At 62.9% G+C, this 13,946-nt stretch carries 16 protein-coding genes; 4 read left to right on the plus strand and 12 right to left on the minus strand.

Going from position 1 to position 13,946, the window contains the following annotated elements; all coding sequences use genetic code 11:
• Window positions 1-4 precede the first annotated feature (4 nt).
• Both ACPYOJ_RS31585 and ACPYOJ_RS31590 read left to right on the plus strand, forming a co-directional pair.
• Window positions 5-757, plus strand: a complete 753-nt coding sequence (locus ACPYOJ_RS31585) for a crotonase/enoyl-CoA hydratase family protein (protein WP_481419781.1) — start codon at window positions 5-7, stop codon at window positions 755-757.
• An 83-nt stretch (window positions 758-840) separates the two neighbouring features.
• Complete coding sequence (locus ACPYOJ_RS31590; RefSeq protein ID WP_481419768.1) at window positions 841-1,506, plus strand: dihydrofolate reductase family protein; 666 nt, start codon at window positions 841-843, stop codon at window positions 1,504-1,506.
• A gap of 26 nt (window positions 1,507-1,532) precedes the next feature.
• On the opposite strand, the gene ACPYOJ_RS31595 is transcribed toward ACPYOJ_RS31590, so the two are convergent.
• From ACPYOJ_RS31595 to ACPYOJ_RS31625, 7 genes are all read right to left on the minus strand, one after another.
• A complete protein-coding gene (locus tag ACPYOJ_RS31595) occupies window positions 1,533-2,783 on the minus strand; it encodes a class I SAM-dependent RNA methyltransferase (protein WP_481419769.1) in 1,251 nt (416 codons plus the stop codon).
• A complete protein-coding gene (locus tag ACPYOJ_RS31600) occupies window positions 2,780-3,526 on the minus strand; it encodes a TlyA family RNA methyltransferase (protein ID WP_481419770.1) in 747 nt (248 codons plus the stop codon). Before ACPYOJ_RS31600 ends, ACPYOJ_RS31595 begins: the two co-directional genes overlap by 4 nt.
• Window positions 3,527-3,655: 129 nt before the next feature.
• On the minus strand, window positions 3,656-5,572 hold the full coding sequence (gene dxs, locus ACPYOJ_RS31605) for a 1-deoxy-D-xylulose-5-phosphate synthase (protein ID WP_481419771.1): 1,917 nt from the start codon (window positions 5,570-5,572) through the stop codon (window positions 3,656-3,658).
• A 103-nt stretch (window positions 5,573-5,675) separates the two neighbouring features.
• The gene (locus tag ACPYOJ_RS31610; RefSeq protein WP_481419772.1) at window positions 5,676-6,599 is read right to left on the minus strand and encodes a pirin family protein; all 924 of its coding nucleotides are present in this window, start codon (window positions 6,597-6,599) and stop codon (window positions 5,676-5,678) included.
• Window positions 6,600-6,669: 70 nt separating this feature from the next.
• The gene (locus ACPYOJ_RS31615) at window positions 6,670-7,437 is read right to left on the minus strand and encodes an SDR family NAD(P)-dependent oxidoreductase (protein ID WP_481419773.1); all 768 of its coding nucleotides are present in this window, start codon (window positions 7,435-7,437) and stop codon (window positions 6,670-6,672) included.
• Between the two features lie 83 nt (window positions 7,438-7,520).
• Complete coding sequence (locus ACPYOJ_RS31620; protein ID WP_047507965.1) at window positions 7,521-7,772, minus strand: exodeoxyribonuclease VII small subunit; 252 nt, start codon at window positions 7,770-7,772, stop codon at window positions 7,521-7,523.
• Window positions 7,773-7,774: 2 nt separating this feature from the next.
• Entirely contained in the window at window positions 7,775-8,710 is a 936-nt protein-coding gene (locus ACPYOJ_RS31625; protein ID WP_481419774.1) for a histone deacetylase family protein, read from the minus strand.
• A 161-nt stretch (window positions 8,711-8,871) separates the two neighbouring features.
• Between ACPYOJ_RS31625 and ACPYOJ_RS31630 the strand changes: the two genes are divergently transcribed.
• Window positions 8,872-9,273: an acyl-CoA thioesterase gene (locus tag ACPYOJ_RS31630; protein ID WP_481419775.1), complete on the plus strand. Its 402-nt coding sequence runs from the start codon at window positions 8,872-8,874 to the stop codon at window positions 9,271-9,273.
• 101 nt (window positions 9,274-9,374) lie between these two features.
• Here the strand turns inward: ACPYOJ_RS31630 and ACPYOJ_RS31635 are convergent, their stop codons facing one another.
• Genes ACPYOJ_RS31635 through ACPYOJ_RS31645 form a run of 3 tightly spaced genes read right to left on the minus strand, consistent with a single transcriptional unit; the run spans window position 9,375 to window position 11,245 of the window.
• Window positions 9,375-9,938 (minus strand): biotin transporter BioY, encoded by a 564-nt coding sequence (locus tag ACPYOJ_RS31635; protein ID WP_481419776.1) that lies wholly within the window; start codon window positions 9,936-9,938, stop codon window positions 9,375-9,377.
• A 24-nt stretch (window positions 9,939-9,962) separates the two neighbouring features.
• A complete protein-coding gene (locus tag ACPYOJ_RS31640) occupies window positions 9,963-10,571 on the minus strand; it encodes an energy-coupling factor transporter transmembrane component T family protein (RefSeq protein WP_481419777.1) in 609 nt (202 codons plus the stop codon).
• The gene (locus tag ACPYOJ_RS31645; RefSeq protein WP_481419778.1) at window positions 10,571-11,245 is read right to left on the minus strand and encodes an energy-coupling factor ABC transporter ATP-binding protein; all 675 of its coding nucleotides are present in this window, start codon (window positions 11,243-11,245) and stop codon (window positions 10,571-10,573) included. The genes ACPYOJ_RS31640 and ACPYOJ_RS31645 overlap by 1 nt, the downstream gene beginning before the upstream one ends.
• Before the next feature lie 97 nt (window positions 11,246-11,342).
• Here ACPYOJ_RS31645 and ACPYOJ_RS31650 point away from each other — a divergent pair, with 97 nt between their 5' ends.
• Window positions 11,343-12,533 (plus strand): winged helix-turn-helix domain-containing protein, encoded by a 1,191-nt coding sequence (locus ACPYOJ_RS31650; protein ID WP_481419779.1) that lies wholly within the window; start codon window positions 11,343-11,345, stop codon window positions 12,531-12,533.
• Window positions 12,534-12,667: 134 nt separating this feature from the next.
• Here ACPYOJ_RS31650 and ribB read toward each other — a convergent pair whose 3' ends face one another.
• On the minus strand, window positions 12,668-13,771 hold the full coding sequence (gene ribB, locus ACPYOJ_RS31655; RefSeq protein ID WP_481419780.1) for a 3,4-dihydroxy-2-butanone-4-phosphate synthase: 1,104 nt from the start codon (window positions 13,769-13,771) through the stop codon (window positions 12,668-12,670).
• 11 nt (window positions 13,772-13,782) lie between these two features.
• On the minus strand, window positions 13,783-13,946 hold a 164-nt coding region (locus ACPYOJ_RS31660; RefSeq protein WP_481419782.1), incomplete at its 5' end, for a chorismate synthase.

A 13,946-nucleotide genomic window follows, 5' to 3' on the forward strand; every position in this document is an offset into this window, starting at 1 on the left:
TCCCATGTCCGATCACATCATCGTCGAACAATCCGCAGCCCATCCCGGCATCCAGATCATTCGCTTCAACCGCCCGGAAAAGAAGAACGCGATCACCCGCGCCATGTATGTGCGGATGACGGAGGCGCTGAGGGCGGCAAACGAGGATAGTGCCATCCGGGCGACCGCTTTCCTCGGCACGGAAGGCGCCTTTTCTGCAGGCAACGATATCGGTGATTTCCTTGCCGCTGCGATGGGCGGCAGCCTGGGCAATGAACTCCTCGATTTCCTCTATGCGTTGGTCAATGCCGAAAAACCGCTGGTTTCCGGTGTCGATGGCCTGGCGATCGGCATCGGCACGACGATGCATATGCATTGCGACCTGACCATCGCATCCGATCGCAGCCAGTTCCGCACGCCCTTCGTCGATCTGGCGCTGGTGCCAGAGGCTGCCTCCAGCCTGATCGCACCGCGCATCATGGGGCATCAGCGGGCCTTCGCGATGCTGGCAGCCGGTGAAGCCTTCTCAGCCGATGAGGCGAAGGATGCCGGGCTTGTCTGGAAGGTCTGCCCCGCGCCAGACGTTGAATTGCTGACGCTTGCGACGGCATCCAAACTCGCCGCCAAGCCGCCGGAAGCATTAAAGATCGCCCGTGATCTCATTCGTGGCGACCGTGCCGAGATCATCAAGCGCATTGATGAGGAAGCCCGGCACTTCGCCGAGCGCCTGAAAAGTGCGGAAGCCCGCGCCGCCTTTGAGGCTTTCATGCGCCGCTGAGCGGCTTGCAAAAATCCGGATTCACGTGTCGGATTCCGAACCATCGGTCCGTCCTTGTTGCAGGAACAACGGGAGATCTGAAAATGAGAAAAGTCGTTGCAGCAGCATTCGTCAGCCTGGATGGCGTCATGCAGGCGCCCGGCGGGCCGCAGGAGGATACGACGGGCGGTTTCAAATATGGCGGCTGGCTCGTCCCCTACTCGGACGTGCGCATACGGGAATTCATAGATGGGATGTTCTCGACCCCCTTCGACCTTCTGCTCGGACACACGACCTACGAAATTTTCGCCGCGTACTGGCCCTTCATCGGTGACGAGAACCCCATCGCGGCGCGCTTCAACAGGGTGACGAAATACGTCGCCACCTCCTCGCCGGAGCCGCTGACCTGGGCGAAATCCATTGCCCTCAACGGGGACGTTGCCGCGGAGGTCGCCCGGCTGAAGCAGGGGGCTGGTCCTAGGTTGCTGACCCAGGGAAGCGGCCGCCTTCTACAGACCTTGATGGCACATGATCTGATCGACGAGTTCCGGATATTGACCTTTCCGCTCATGCTTGGTCGCGGCAAGCGTCTCTTCCGCGATGGCATACAACCGGGCGCACTGAGGCTCACCGAGACGGCCGTTTCTACGACCGGTGTCGTCATGAGCGTCTACGAGCGCGCCGGCGAGATCCGCACCGGATCGTTCGGGCCCGATAGTCCGTCCGAGGCCGAGATTGCCCGCCGCGAGCGGATGAAACGCCAAGGCTGAGATGGGTTGCCGGCCGTAGTTCCGGATTATTTCTCCAGCGTCGCCACCACCTCGACATGCGAGGTCCAGAGGAACTGGTCGATCGGCGTGACGCTGGTGACGCGGTAGCCACCCTCGACGAGGATCGCCAGATCGCGCGCCAGCGTCACGGGATTGCAGCTGACAGCGGCGATCTTCTTCACCGCCGAGCGCGCCAGTTCCTTGCACTGAAACTCCGCTCCGGCGCGCGGGGGATCGAAGACCACCGCATCGTAGACCTTCAGCTCGGATGTCATCAGCGGACGGCGGAAGAGGTCACGCTTTTCGACGCTAACCTGCTTCAGCCCCTGCGCCTTGCGGGCGCCGAGGTCCAGCGCCGCAAGCGCTTTCTCATCTCCTTCGACGGCATGCACCCGGCCGATCCGCGCAAGCCGAAGCGAGAATGTGCCCGCGCCGGCAAAGAGATCGGCGATGCGCTTTGCCTTGCCAACATGAGCAAGCACCAGCTCGGCCATCGCATCTTCGGCGGGCTTCGTCGCCTGCGTGAACCCGCCGGCGGGCGGCGAGACCTGCACGCCACCGAAGTCGACGATCGGCTTCTGCGGCTCGACGAGGATTTCGCCGTTCAGCGAAACGCGGGCGATGCCGCGTATGCCGAGAACGGTCTCGATCGCCTTGCGGCGCTGCTGATCGGACAGTTTCTTGATTCCATCGACAGCCAGATCGAGGCCGGACAGCGTTTCGATGACCGAGATGCGGAAGGGTTCGGCGCTTGTCGCAAGTGCTGCGCCGATCGCCTTGATCGCCGGTAGCCGCGCCACGATGCCCGCCGACGAGATGGGACATTCCTCTATTGCCACGATGTGATGGCTTTCGGCCTGGTTGAAGCCGATCAGCATGTCCTTCTCGGTCTTGCGCGCCGCAAAGACGACGCGGCGGCGCTCGCCGGGATGCGCCGGGACGATTTCGCCGACCTCGGCCGTAATTCCATGCGATTTCAGCGCGTCGATCATCAGCTGCCGCTTGAACGCGCGGTACGGTGCATCGGCCATGTGTTGCAGCGTGCAGCCGCCGCAGGTGCCGTTGACGCCATCCGGACCGAAGTGGCGGCAGGGTGGTTCCTGCCGGTCGGGAGAAGGCTGAGCGATCGACATGATCGTGCCGTGGTGCTTGACGCGCGCGATCGCCACGCTTTCGCCGGGAAGCGAGAAGGGCACATAGATCGGGCCGTCCGGCCCGACGGCAATGCCGTCGCCCTGGCCGCCGAGTTTCTGGATGGTGACTGTTTCGGTGCTCACGGCTTCGTTCCTGCCAGTAGAAATTCCTGATTGCCGTCGCCGCCTGCGATCGGCGAGGCGATGAGCCCGAGGCTCCTCCAGCCCATGTCGTCGACGAGCCAGCGCTCCAGTTCGGCGGCCACCGCGGGCGCGGAGGAGGGGTCCCTCAACAGCCCGCCCTTGCCGATCGCTTCGCGCCCGGCCTCGAATTGCGGCTTGACTAACAGTGCCGCAATTGCGCGCGGCTCGGCAATCCGCAAGGCTGGCGCCAGCGCCAGTTTCAGCGAAATGAACGACACGTCCGAGACGACGAAGGTCACCGGCCGGCCGATATCCTCTGCCGTCAGATTGCGGGCGTTCAGCCCTTCGATATTGGTGACTCGCGGATCGGCCGAGATGCGCGGATGCATCTGCCCGTGACCGACATCGATGGCGGTCACATGCCCTGCACCGCGCTCCAGCAGCACTTCCGTGAAGCCGCCCGTCGAAGCGCCGATGTCGAGACAGTGGTAGCCGGCCGGATCGAGACGGAAATGATCGAGCGCCGCAATGAGCTTCAGCGCCGCGCGGGACACATAATCCTGCGCAGGATCGTCGATCTCGATTGCAACATCCCCGGCAAAGAGCGCGCCCGGCTTGGAGATGACGTTACCGGCGACCTTCACGGTGCCGCGGGCGACGGCATCGCGCGCTCGCGAGCGGCTGGCAAAAAGGCCGAGGCTCACGAGAAGCTGGTCGAGGCGTTGGGTGTTCTGATCGGACATCGGCTGTCCATGACCGGCAAGGCCTCCGCTTGCAAGCTTTTTGTTTGCGGCGGCGATCAGCAATCCCAGAACCGCAGCAGGCTTTGTCGCGCTATCGGGAACCTGCGCAGATCCAGGCTCCGGCTATCCTTAGCCGGCAACGCCGACGGCCGCACCACCGCCCAGCGCCTTGAACACCGTAGAAACGATCCCCGCGCGGTCGAGACCGGCATGGGCGTTCATCATCTCGGGCTTCGCCTGCTCCACCCAGATATCCGGCATGACAAGCGAACGGATCTTCAGCCCGTTGTCCAGCAGCCCTTCCATTGCGAGGTACTGCATGACATGGCTGCCGAAGCCGCCGACGGCGCCTTCTTCGACGGTGATCAGCACTTCGTGATGGCGGGCAAGCTGACGGATCAGTTCATGGTCCAGGGGCTTGGCAAAGCGAGCGTCGGCAACCGTCGTCGAGAGGCCCGAAGCGTCGAGGTCTTCTGCCGCCAGCAAGCAGTCCGCAAGCCGCGTGCCGAAGGAGAGCAGTGCTACTTTCGTGCCTTCCTTGACGATGCGGCCCTTGCCGATCTGCAGGATCTCCCCGCGCGCCGGCATATCGATGCCGACGCCTTCGCCACGCGGATAGCGGAAGGAGATCGGACCGGCATCATAGGCTGCGGCTGTGCGCACCATATGCTTCAGTTCGGCCTCGTCGGCAGCCGCCATCACCACGAAACCGGGCAGGGTGGCAAGGAATGTCGTATCGAACGAACCTGCATGCGTCGGGCCGTCGGCGCCAACAAAACCGGCCCGGTCGATCGGGAAGCGGACCGGCAGGCCCTGGATCGCGACATCGTGGACAACCTGGTCATAGGCTCGCTGCAGGAAGGTGGAATAGAGCGCGGCGAAGGGCTTGTAGCCTTCGGCGGCAAGGCCGGCGGCGAAGGTGACCGCATGCTGTTCGGCGATCCCCACATCGAAACAGCGGGCAGGGAAGATCTCGGCAAGCTTGTCGAGGCCCGTGCCGTTCGGCATTGCTGCCGTGATCCCGATGATCTTGTCGTCGAGTTTCGCTTCCTGCACCAGCGCTTCGGCGAACACGCTCGTATAGCTCGGCGCATTCGGCTTGACCTTGGCCTGCGCCCCGGTGATGACGTCGAACTTGTTGACGCCATGGTACTTGTCGGCGGCGGCTTCCGCCGGTGGGTAGCCCTTGCCTTTCTGCGTCACGACATGGATCAGCACCGGTCCCTGCGCATTGTCGCGCACGTTGCGCAGCACCGGGAGCAGATGCTCGAAGGAATGGCCGTCGATCGGACCGATATGGTAGAACCCCATTTCCTCGAACATGGTCCCGCCGGTCACATAGCCACGCGCATGTTCGACGGCGCGGGTGATCGCACTATCGACCTTCTTGCCGAGATAGCCGGTCAGCTTCTTTCCGAGATCGCGGAAGCCCATATAGGTGCGACCCGAGGCAAGGCGCGCGAGATAAGCACTCATCGCCCCTGTCGGCGGGGCGATCGACATGTCGTTGTCGTTGAGGATGACGATGAGCCGCGCATCCAGCGCCCCGGCATTGTTCAGCGCCTCGTAGGCCATCCCGGCAGACATCGCGCCGTCGCCGATGACGGCAATCACGCGCCGGTCGGTCTTGTCGAGTTCGGCGGCAACCGCCATGCCGAGACCGGCAGAAATCGAGGTGGAGGAATGCGCCGCCCCGAAGGGATCGTATTCGCTCTCGGCGCGGCGCGTGAAGCCGGAAAGGCCACCTTCCTGGCGCAACGTGCGGATGCGGTCCCGGCGGCCGGTAAGAATCTTGTGCGGATAACACTGGTGGCCGACGTCGAAGATCAGTCGGTCGTTAGGCGTATTGAACACGCTGTGAATGGCAACAGTCAGCTCGACGACCCCAAGGCCTGCCCCAAGATGACCCCCGGTGCGCGATACCGCGTCGATCATCTCGTCACGGACCTCGCGCGCAAGCTGCGGCAGGTCACGATCCTCGAGCTTGCGCAGGTCTGTCGGATATTTGACCTGATCGAGCAACGGGGTTTTCGGAGGATTTGTCACGGGCGGGCGCTCTTTGTTATCGTTCTTGGGTTTTGTTTATTCGATTAGATTGCGGCAAAACAAATGCATTTCAAGAACCGCAAGCATTTAATTCTAAAGGAATTCAGCCCTCAGGCAAAGGCACGAATTCCTCTTCGTCCCCCGGCACGATATCGAAGCGGCCGGTGCGCCATTCCTCCTTCGCCTTCTCGATACGCTCCTTGGAAGACGAGACGAAGTTCCACCAGATATAGCGCTTGGAGTTCAGGGCCGCACCCCCGAAGAGCATCAGATGACAGCCGGCGGATCCCGCTTCAAGCGTGATGGCATCGCCTGGACGGAAGACGAGCAGCTGATCCGCCGCAAAGCGATCGCCGGCGACGATGACTTCGCCTGAAAGCACATAGACGGCGCGCTCCTCATGAGCCGCACCGAAGGGAAACTTGGCACCGGGCGCGAAGGCGAGATCGGCGTAAAGCGTATCGGAGAAGACTTCGACCGGCGACAACAGCCCTTCGAACGAGCCGATCACGACCCGGCCCGTGACGCCGTCGTCATCGATCAGCGGCATGTCGCTCCTCTCCGTGTGAGCGAAGGCCGGATCGATCTCCTCCTTGTCGTCGGGCAGCGCCAGCCAGGTCTGAAGGCCGGAGATCGACAGGGGATGACCGCGCAGATTGTCGGGCGTGCGCTCCGAATGCACGATGCCGCGCCCGGCCGTCATCAGATTGATGTCGCCGGGGCGGATCACCTTTTCGGTGCCGAGGCTGTCGAGATGCCGGATTTCGCCGTCGAAGAGATAGGTGACAGTCGAAAGGCCGATATGCGGATGCGGCTTCACGTCGAGCGCCTCGTCAGGCTTCAGGATCGCCGGACCCATCCGGTCGAAGAAGATGAACGGCCCCACCAACCGCCGCTGCCGCGTCGGAAGGGCCCGCCGCACCTGGAAGCCACCGATGTCGCTCGTGCGCGGGATAATCAGGTTCTCGATCGCGTCGCAGGCGAAAGTATCGCCAGGCAGCGGGTCTTTACCGGGGAAGAAGGACATGAGGTTCTCCGAGCGCTGGGGTGCCGCCAGAAATAGCGCCTGGCGGACCGCAGCGAAAGGGGCCAAATTGTCAGATGGCCGTAAAGCCGTTGTCGACAAAGAGATGCACGCCGTTGACGAAGTTCGATTCATCGCTTGCCAGATAGAGCGCCGCCCTCGCGACATCTTCCGGTTCGCCGATCCGCCCCTGCTGCGCAGCGATCGCCGCATCGGAGACATCGACCCCAAGCGCCTGCAATTCGGTCACCTCCCGCAGCCCGTGCGGCGTGCGTATGAAGCCGGGGCAGACGGCATTGCAGCGGATGTTGCGGTCGCGGAATTCCACCGCAATCGCCCGGGCGAACATGTGCACCGCGCCCTTGGTCGTGTCGTAGAGCACCTCCATCGGCGTTGCCGCGACGGCGGAGATGGACGAGGTGCAGACGATCGACCCGCCGCCCGCAGCGATCATCTTCGGCAGCACGGCCTTGGTCATGAGGAACATCGAGCGGACATTGACGGCATGCAGCCAATCCCATTCCTCCAGCGTCGTTTCCAGGAACGGCTTGATGACGATGGTGCCGGCATGATTGAAGAGTACGGTTACGGCGCCATAGCGCTCCTCGACGCCGGCAACAGCAGCATTCACCGCTTTTTCGTCGGAGACGTCGGCAACCCAGTAGTCCGCGTCACCGCCTGCATCGCGGATCGCCGCTGCTGTCTGCGCCGCCGCCTCGCTATTGCGGTCGATGATCGCGACGCGTGCGCCTTCGGCCGCAAACAGCTTTGACGCTGCGCCGCCCATGCCCGTCGCGCCGCCCGAGATGATGGCAACTTTACCCTTCAGCCTGTCCGTCATTCAACCGTTCCCCCTGTTGTGACCAGGCGGATGTTAGATCGACGGCCTGCTTCCGGCCAGAGGTTCGGGGAATGTTTTGCGGGTCAGGCCCCGTCCAGCGGCTCCACGCCCTGCGGCTTGCCGGCGCGGTCGAGCCTGATCTTCTCGATGCGGTTTTCGGCGGCCGAAAGCAGGGTTTCGCAGTGCTTCTTCAGCGCTTCGCCGCGCTCGTAGATCTCGATGGATTCGTCCAGCGCCACGTCGCCGCGCTCAAGGCGGGCAACGATGCTTTCGAGTTCGGCAACTGCCTTCTCGAAGGAAAGACCGGAAACCTCCGGCTTGGCGTTGTCAGTCATACTCAACCCTTCATCAATCGAAGCACATGCAGGCCCGCCGATTCGGCGAGTCCTTCCAGATCATACCCGCCTTCCAGCAGGCTGACGACCCGGTTGGAGGCACTTTTGTCGGCTATCTCCAGAAGTCTGCCGGTCGCCCAGTCGAAATCCTCGCCGACAAGATTGATCTGCGCCAGCGGATCGCGGTGATGCGCATCGAAGCCCGCGGAGATGATGATGAGATCCGGCCGGAAATCGGTGAGAGCGGGAAGCACGCGCGATTTGAACGCCTCGCGGAATTGCTCGCTGCCGACGTTTGGAGAAAGCGGCGCGTTGACGATCGTGCCGTGCTTGCCCGTCTCGTCCTTGGCGCCGGTGCCGGGGTAGAGCGGCATCTGGTGGGTCGAGCAGAAGAGGACCGAACGATCATCCCAGAAGATGTCCTGCGTGCCGTTGCCATGGTGGACGTCCCAATCGACGATGGCGACGCGCTCGGCGCCGTGGCGTTTCTGGGCATGGCGGGCGGCAATCGCGGCATTGTTGAAGAAGCAGAAGCCCATCGCCGTCGTCTTTTCGGCATGGTGGCCCGGCGGACGGGCGGCGACGAACACGTTGTCGGCCTGGCCGGTGAACACGTCGTCGACCGCTGCGATGGCCGCCCCGACGCCTGTCAGCGCTGCCTGCAGGCTCTTGGGGCTCGCATAGGTGTCGGCCTCGATCTGGTTGATCTCGCCGTCCTCTTCCGGGATATGGCGCATGACCGCGCGAAGATGTTCCTCCGGATGGGCAAGCAGCACGGCCTCTTCACTTGCCAGCGGCGCCTCCTTCCGGTCCAGCCGCGCGAAGTTCGGATGGCCGAGCGCGACGTTGATCGCTCGGACCCGGTCCGGCCGCTCCGGGTGGCCTGCGGGGGTGACATGCTCGAGAAAGATCGGGTGTTCGTAAAGGCGGGTGCTCATGCGGATACTCTTATGGCTTACGCCGGTCGGGATCCACACCAGATGGCGCGAATGTCGGCGATTTCAACATTCGCACGCTATCGTGACCGTTTGATCTCCACGGTTTACTTCAGCCTGCCCCGCCATTAGGCTTTGAGTATGGGATGGGGACAGGCAGGCATATGGCAAAGTCAAAACGCTCGAATGTAGCGGAAATACGCGTGCCCTACCGGGATGTGGACATGCAGGGCCAGATGTTCCTCTCGTGCTATATTTCCTATGCCGAAGCCGTACTTACCAATTTCTGGTCCATGCGGCCCCAATTGAGCGACGAGCCCATTTATACCGTCAGCAAGATTACCTGCCATCTGCACCGGCCGCTGCATTACGATGATATCGTGGAATTCACCCCCGCGGTCGACAAGATCGGGGTCCGTTCTGTGGGGTTCCTGATTGCCGTCGAGGTGGAAGATGAGCGCGCCGCCGAAGTCGAAATCATCTGGCAGGCGCATGAGCGTGAAGACCAGTCATTGACCGCGATCCCCGAGGAGACGCGCGACTGGCTTTATACTTTCCTCGACTAGAGCGCCGTGCGTCCGAATGGACGCACAAAGGACGCTCTACCTTTTTGAAACTAGAGCATCTTATCTGCACCCAAGGCGAGCCCACCTGAGTGCAGGATGCTCTAGGCGCGCGCGGGGAGCAACGGATAGCCCGCCATGACGGCGCGGCCGACGAGCGCTGCAACGAATGCCTTGATGACATCACCTGGGATGAAAGCCATCGAGCCGACGAAAGCCTGCCGAAGATCAAGCCCGGCCGCGACTGCCAGATAGGCGATCCCGCAAGCATAGAGAACGACGATGCCGCCGATCATCGACGCGAGGAAGAAGCCGACCGTCTGGACCAGACCGGACTGCTCCGCCCTTACCAGGCGCTCGCTGAGGTAACCTGTCACAAAGGCGGCAAAGAGCCAGCCGATGAGGAAGCCCGCTGTCGGTCCTGCAAAGGCAGCAAGACCGCCGCGGCCGCCGGAAAGAACCGGAAGGCCGATCGCGACCAGAACCTGAACGATCAGCACGGCCATCGCCCCGCGGCGCGCCCCAAGCACAACGCCCGCCATCATGACGCCGAGCGACTGGGCGGTGATCGGTACCGGGATGAAGCCGAGGGTGATCGGCGGCAGAATGCCGAGCGCCACGATGATGGCTGCGAAGAGGGCAGAGAGAACGAGGTCGCGGGTACTCATCATCGGCTCCATGTTCATAAAGTATTAACTGACATGCCGCCGAAAGCCGCGCGCGTCAATCGCCGCTGCGATGTTATCCGCATCCCTGAGCGTGAGAATGATGAGCGGCGCAAGCAGGGTGACCGGCCGCACCTTGATGCCGCGGGCGACGTGCGCCTCCTTGATCGCGTGGTAGCGGCCAAGGATTTCCGGCACGAAACGGACGACGAGCCCGACCGCCAGGCCGACATCATTTGCCGCCACCAGGCCGGCACGCTCCAGCGGACGGGCAAGCAGCGTGATCTCGTCGATGAATTCGCTGATCGTCGTGGTTGCCGTTACCGCGGCTGCAAAGAGCATGAGTGCCGTCAGCCGCAAAAGCGCCACGACGGCGGCATGCCATGGATTGAAGGCGAGGCTGAAAAGCGCCACGACGATGATCGTCAGCAGCACCGGTTTCAACCGCGCAAGCGCCCGGCCCGGCGGCAGGCCGAGGCTGAAATAGACGGCACCCGTCGCCAGCACGCCGAGCGAAAGCAGCGGAATGTTGCGGGTGACGAAGAGAGCAATGCCGAGGATCGCCAGCACAAGCAGCTTCGAGCGCGCCGGGAGCCGGTGCATGAAGCTGTTTCCTTCGAGATAAAGGGACTGCATCAGGCGACGATCTCCCGGTAGCGCGCGATTGCTTCGGCTGCGGGCGCATCGGCCGCGAGCCTGCCCTCGTGGAAAACAAGGACCCGGCCGAAATCGGCGATCAGTTCGAGGTCGTGGGTAATCACGATGGCATTTTCGGGCAGACCCTCGATGATCTTCTGCACGAGTGCACGGTTCCTGAGGTCCAGCTGGTTTGTCGGCTCGTCGAGGATCAGGATATTCGGGCCTGTAACGAGCACCGCCGAAAGGGCGGCGATCTGCAGCTCGCCGCCGGAAAGTTCGTGCGCCCGGCGCCGTGCAAGGTGAGCCGCACCGAACCTGGCGAGTGCGCCTTCCGCCTTCGTCTCGATCTCGGCTTTCGAAAGACCACGGCCCTTCAGCCCGAAGGCGATATCGTCACGCACGATCGGCAGGATGATCTGGTTCTGCGGCTGCTGGAAGATGAAGCCGACCTCGGGGAGGGTGGACCGCTCGCCGGCGGTGTCCCGTCCATTGACCATGACACGTCCTGCCGTCGGCTTCGTCAGCCCGTTGATGAGCCGCGCAAAGGTCGTCTTGCCCGACCCGTTGAGGCCGATCACGCCGATGCGGTTTTCCGTGAGGCTGAGGGTCAGCGGCGCCAGCGCTTCCCGCGCCCCGTAGCTGACTGCAGCCCCTTCGAAGCGGATGTCCAAATCATTCCCCTGTCACAGTCCGATGCTGCTTCTATAGCCGCAGCCGCAAAAGTGCAAAACAGGTGGCTAGGAACATTTTCCCGAATATGATGCTCTCATGACGAATCTCATTTCGAACAGCGACGCCCGCCGGATTTTTCTCGCCAAACAGGGTCTCGGCATGTCGCCGAACCGCGCCCTGACCAAGGCGGGGCTGCTGCAGCTGATCCATGACATCGGCTTCGTGCAGGTGGACAGTATCCAGACGGTCGAGCGGGCGCATCACCAGATACTCTTTTCCCGCAACCAGACATACAAGCGCGAGCATCTGACCGCGCTGCTGGAGAAGGACGGCGTGCTGTTCGAGCATTGGACGCACGACGCCTCGATCCTGCCCAGCGTCTTCTTCAAATATTGGAAGCACAAGTTCCGCCACGAGGAAGAGGTCATCATCGAGCGCTGGCGCAAATGGCGCGGCGAGGGTTTCGAGCATGCCTTCGACGAGACCTACGAGCGGGTGGCGCGCGACGGCGCTATTACGGCGCGCGAGATCAAAGCGGACGGCCACACCTCCGGCGGCTGGTGGAACTGGCATCCGAACAAGACTGCCCTCGAATATTTCTGGCGCACCGGGAAGTTCGCCATCGCCGGCCGCTCCAATTTCCAGAAGATCTATGATCTGGTCGAACGCGTCATCCCGGCCGAATTCCGCGATCCCGAAGTGAGTCGAGAGGACTTTGTCGACTGGGCCTGCCGAAGCGCGCTGAAGCGGCTCGGCTTTGCGACACATGGCGAAATCGCCGCCTTCTGGGACCTGCTCTCGCCGGATGAGGCGAAGGCCTGGGTAAGCGAGCACCGCGACGAACTGACGGAGGTCCTGATCGAACCTGCGCTCGGGGGCAAGCCGCGTCCCTCCTGGGTCTTCGCGGATTTCCCGCCCGCCGCCGGCGACTATCCCGAGCCTCCGGCTCGTATTCGCGTGCTGAGCCCCTTCGATCCGATGATCCGCGACCGCAATCGTACCGAACGCCTTTTCGGCTTCTTCTACCGCATCGAGGTGTTCGTGCCGGAGCCGAAGCGTGAATACGGCTACTACGTCTTCCCGCTGCTCGAAGGCGACAAACTGATCGGCCGCATCGACATGAAGGCTGACCGCAAGAGCGGAACGCTGGACGTCAAACGGCTATGGCTAGAGCCGGGCGTGAGAGCATCGGCCGGTCGGCTGGAAAGACTGCAGGCGGAACTGGAGCGCGTGGCGAAGTTCGCAGGGGTGGAGAAGGTTGTGCTGCTGGATGGGTGGAGGGGGTAGCCGCTTGCCACTTCTCCCCAGCGGAGAGAAGTGCCGGAGCGCCAGCGAGGTGATGAGGGGGAGCAGGATATGCCGAACCGCCCCCTCATCCGACCCTTCTGGCCACCTTCTCCCCGAGGGGAGAAGGGAAATCCTCAGCAAATCTCCGTCTTGGCGATCTTGATCCCAAAGCCCTCGAGGCCGACGTAGTGGCGCTCGCGGCTGGTGAGCAGCTTGATGGAGCTGACGCCGAGGTCCTTGAGGATCTGTGCGCCAAGGCCGATTTCCAGCCATTCGCTTTCGCGGCTCTTGGCTTCGGCGTGGGACTCGCGGTCCTGGCTGCGCGTCTTGCGGCCATTGTCGTAATGGCCGACGCCGACGGAGCCTTCGCGGAGATAGACGATGATGCCACGGCCTTCCTCGGCGATCTTCTGCATGTAGTGATCGACCGGGCTCTTCTTGCCGAAGAGGTCCTCGGCGACGTTTTCCGGATGCAGGCGGACTGGAATGTCGATCCCGTCGCGGATATCGCCGAAGACGACGGCGAGGTGCTGCATCGGATCCCAGGGCAGGGCGTAGGTATAGGCTTTGGCCTTGCCGAACGGCGTTTCGATGTCGAAGCTGGCGCCGAGTTCGATCAACGTTTCCTTGCGCTGGCGGTAGGCGATCAGGTCGGCGACCGAGACGAGTTTCAGACCGTGCTTTTCGGCGAAGTCGACCACCTGCGGGCCGCGCGTGACGGTGCCGTCGTCGTTGACGAGTTCGCAGATCACGCCGATCGGCGGCAGCCCGGCGAGCTTGCAAAGGTCGACGGCGGCTTCCGTATGGCCGGAGCGCATCAGCACACCGCCCTCGCGGGCGACGAGCGGGAAGATGTGGCCGGGACGGACGAAATCTGCCGGGCCGACATTCGGATTGGCAAGATTGCGCACCGTCAGCGTGCGGTCGTCGGCGGAAATGCCGGTCGTCGTGCCGTGCTTGAAATCGACCGAAACGGTGAAGGCCGTCGTGTGCGCGGAGTCGTTCTCGGCAACCATCGCGTTGAGGTTCAGGCGTTTTGCCTCTTCCTTCGGCATGGGTGTGCAGACGATGCCGGAGGTATGGCGCACGATGAAGGCCATCTTTTCGGGGGTGCAGTGGACGGCAGCGACGATCAGGTCGCCTTCGTTTTCGCGGTCGTCATCATCCATGACGACGACGATCTCGCCGGCTTCGAAGGCTCGGATGGCATCGACGACACGCTTCTGGTCATAAGGCATGGAGGTAGTTCCTATTTCAGTCGGCCGGTCTGGCCGCGGTCGCGGAGATAATGGTCAGCGATGGCGCAGGCCACCATGGCTTCGCCGATCGGCACAGCCCGGATACCGACGCAGGGGTCGTGCCGCCCCTTGGTGCGGATATCGACATTGTTGCCGTCCGCATCGATCGAGCGTC

The sequence above is a fragment of the Rhizobium sp. SVR5-9E genome, assembly GCF_056755095.1.

Coding starts and splice junctions, on each gene's coding strand:
- ACPYOJ_RS31585 (WP_481419781.1), top strand. CDS start 5: ATGTCCGATCACATCATCGTCGAACAATCCGCAGCCCATCCCGGCATC.
- ACPYOJ_RS31590 (WP_481419768.1), top strand. CDS start 841: ATGAGAAAAGTCGTTGCAGCAGCATTCGTCAGCCTGGATGGCGTCATG.
- ACPYOJ_RS31600 (WP_481419770.1), bottom strand. CDS start 3,526: ATGTCCGATCAGAACACCCAACGCCTCGACCAGCTTCTCGTGAGCCTC.
- ACPYOJ_RS31610 (WP_481419772.1), bottom strand. CDS start 6,599: ATGTCCTTCTTCCCCGGTAAAGACCCGCTGCCTGGCGATACTTTCGCC.
- ACPYOJ_RS31615 (WP_481419773.1), bottom strand. CDS start 7,437: ATGACGGACAGGCTGAAGGGTAAAGTTGCCATCATCTCGGGCGGCGCG.
- ACPYOJ_RS31620 (WP_047507965.1), bottom strand. CDS start 7,772: ATGACTGACAACGCCAAGCCGGAGGTTTCCGGTCTTTCCTTCGAGAAG.
- ACPYOJ_RS31625 (WP_481419774.1), bottom strand. CDS start 8,710: ATGAGCACCCGCCTTTACGAACACCCGATCTTTCTCGAGCATGTCACC.
- ACPYOJ_RS31630 (WP_481419775.1), top strand. CDS start 8,872: ATGGCAAAGTCAAAACGCTCGAATGTAGCGGAAATACGCGTGCCCTAC.
- ACPYOJ_RS31635 (WP_481419776.1), bottom strand. CDS start 9,938: ATGAGTACCCGCGACCTCGTTCTCTCTGCCCTCTTCGCAGCCATCATC.
- ACPYOJ_RS31640 (WP_481419777.1), bottom strand. CDS start 10,571: ATGCAGTCCCTTTATCTCGAAGGAAACAGCTTCATGCACCGGCTCCCG.
- ACPYOJ_RS31650 (WP_481419779.1), top strand. CDS start 11,343: ATGACGAATCTCATTTCGAACAGCGACGCCCGCCGGATTTTTCTCGCC.
- ribB (WP_481419780.1), bottom strand. CDS start 13,771: ATGCCTTATGACCAGAAGCGTGTCGTCGATGCCATCCGAGCCTTCGAA.